The organism is Streptomyces sp. NPDC030814 (assembly GCF_055572155.1).
The window spans coordinates 52,418-54,681 of sequence record NZ_JBVIDX010000006.1; the positions used below are offsets into that span (position 1 = coordinate 52,418).

The 2,264-nt window shown below is 70.3% G+C and carries 2 protein-coding genes and 1 pseudogene; 2 read left to right on the forward strand and 1 reads right to left on the reverse strand.

Translation table 11 applies throughout. From position 1 onward, the window contains the following. Nucleotides 1-222: 222 nt before the first annotated feature. Nucleotides 223-1,383, reverse strand: a complete 1,161-nt coding sequence (locus tag ACZ43N_RS15040; RefSeq protein WP_468097767.1) for an NADH-quinone oxidoreductase subunit D — start codon at nt 1,381-1,383, stop codon at nt 223-225. Nucleotides 1,384-1,414: 31 nt separating this feature from the next. Here ACZ43N_RS15040 and ACZ43N_RS15045 point away from each other — a divergent pair, with 31 nt between their 5' ends. Together ACZ43N_RS15045 and ACZ43N_RS15050 are read left to right on the forward strand one after the other, a co-directional pair. After that, nucleotides 1,415-1,921, forward strand: a complete 507-nt coding sequence (locus ACZ43N_RS15045; RefSeq protein ID WP_468097768.1) for a PH domain-containing protein — start codon at nt 1,415-1,417, stop codon at nt 1,919-1,921. After that, nucleotides 1,918-2,264, forward strand: a pseudogene (locus ACZ43N_RS15050) (hypothetical protein); the annotation flags it as partial. The gene ACZ43N_RS15045 and the pseudogene ACZ43N_RS15050, both read left to right, overlap by 4 nt.

The window sequence follows — 2,264 nt, forward strand, 5'->3', positions numbered from 1 at the left end:
GTACGGGACTCCGGGCTTGCCGACGCCTGACAGTACGGACTCCGGGCTTGCCGACGCCTGACAGTACGGACTCCGGGCTTGCCGACGCCTGACAGTACGGACTCCGGGCTTGCCGACGCCTGACAGTACGGATTCCGGGCGCGCGGGCCGGCGGACCTTGGGAATCCCGGGCCCGGGGGCCGGCGGACCGCTGGAATTTCCGGACCTGTGGCCGCCGCCCCCCTACTTGTCGATGTCCCCCACCACGAAGAACATCGACCCCAGGATCGCCACCATGTCGGCCACCAGGGTCCCCGGCAGCAGTTCGGTGAGGGCCTGGATGTTGTTGTAGGAGGCGGAGCGGAGCTTCAGCCGGTACGGAGTCTTCTCGCCCTTGCTGACGAGGTAGTAGCCGTTGATGCCGAGGGGGTTCTCGGTCCAGGCGTAGGTGTGGCCCTCGGGCGCCTTGAGGACCTTGGGGAGGCGCTGGTTGATCGGCCCGGGCGGCAGCTCGGCGAGACGGTCGAGACAGGCGTCGGCGAGGGCGAGGGAGACATGGGTCTGCTCCAGCAGGCACTCGAAGCGGGCGAGGCAGTCCCCCTCGTCGCGGGTGACGACCTTGAGCACGTCCTGGAGCTCCCCGTACGCCAGATACGGCTCGTCGCGCCGCAGGTCGAAGTCGACGCCGGAGGCACGGGCGATCGGCCCGCTCACCCCGTACGCGTGCACGGCCTGCGGGGAGAGGACGCCCACGTCACGCGTACGCCCCCGGAAGATCTCGTTGCCGAGGACGAGGTCGTCGAAGACGCCCATACGGGAGCGGACGTCCGCGACGGCGGCACGCGCGCGTGCCGTCCAGCCGGCCGGGAGGTCCTCCTTGAGGCCGCCGACGCGGTTGAACATGTAGTGCATGCGCCCGCCGGAGATCTCCTCCATGACGTTCTGGAGTTCCTCGCGCTCCCGGAACGCGTAGAACACCGGGGTGATGCCGCCGAGTTCCAGCGGGTACGAGCCGAGGAACATCAGGTGGTTCAGAACCCGGTTCAGCTCCGCGAGGAGCGTGCGCATCCAGACCGCGCGCTCGGGGACCTCCATGCCGAGCATGCGTTCGACGCCGAGGACGACGCCCAGCTCGTTCGAGAAGGCGGAGAGCCAGTCATGGCGGTTGGCGAGCATGATGATCTGGCGGTAGTCGCGCGCCTCGAAGAGCTTCTCCGCACCACGGTGCATATAGCCGATCACCGGCTCCGCGTGCGTGATGCGCTCGCCGTCGAGGACGAGCCGCAACCGCAGCACACCGTGCGTGGACGGGTGCTGCGGTCCGATGTTCAGCACCATGTCCGTGCTCTCGGCGGCGCCGCCGATACCGACCGTCGTCTGTCTGGTCTCCGTCGGAGGAGTCATGCACACAGTCTGTCGTACGTACGCTGGCGGAATGGAGACGGGGACCTTGGAAGACGGCGCTGAGCGGGCGCAGGGCGAGCCGGAGTGGACGGGACTGCCGCGCGGGCTGCTGCGGATGAGACGACTGCTGCTGGTGGTGTGGCTGGGCCCCATCGCCGTCGGTACGGGGGTCCTCCTCGGCTGGCTGGCCGGACCGGGCTGGGCGGCGTTCGCGCTGCTGCCGCTGGGCCTGCTGCTGTGGGGGTGGCCCGTGCTGGAGCGCAACTGGCGCTCCTGGCGGTACGCCGAGCGGGCCGACGACCTGCTGATCAGCCGGGGTGTGCTGTGGCGTGAGGAGACCGTGGTGCCCTACGGGCGCATGCAGTTGGTCGAGGTGACCTCCGGGCCGGTCGAACGGCACTTCGGGCTGGCGAGCGTGCAGCTCCACACGGCCGCGGCCGCCACGGACGCCCGTATCCCCGGCCTGGACCCCGAGGAGGCGGAACGTCTCCGCGACCGGCTGACCCAACTGGGCGAGGCCCGATCGGCGGGGCTGTGACCGTGCCGATCCCTGGCGCCGACGACGCCGTGAGCAGTACGAAGAACCCGACGGCCGGGCAGCGGACCGTACCGGGACAGCAGGCGGCCGGGGGTGTACGGGCCGCCGACGAACAGCAGACGGCCGGGAGTCCGCGAGCCGCCGACGAACAGCAGACAGCCGGAGATCCGCGAGCCGCCGACGAACAGCAGACAGCCGGGAGTCCGCGAGCCGCCGACGAACAGCAGACAGCCGGGAGTCCGCGAGCCGCCGACGAACAGCAGACAGCCGGGAGTCCGCGAGCCACCGACGAACAGCAGACAGCCGGGAGTCCGCGAGCCGCCGACGAACAGCAGACAGCCGG

What these genes read in the sequence shown, in the direction of transcription:
- ACZ43N_RS15045 (WP_468097768.1), top strand. Translation starts at nt 1,415, where the DNA reads ATGGAGACGGGGACCTTGGAAGACGGCGCTGAGCGGGCGCAGGGCGAG.
- ACZ43N_RS15040 (WP_468097767.1), bottom strand. Translation starts at nt 1,383, where the DNA reads ATGACTCCTCCGACGGAGACCAGACAGACGACGGTCGGTATCGGCGGC.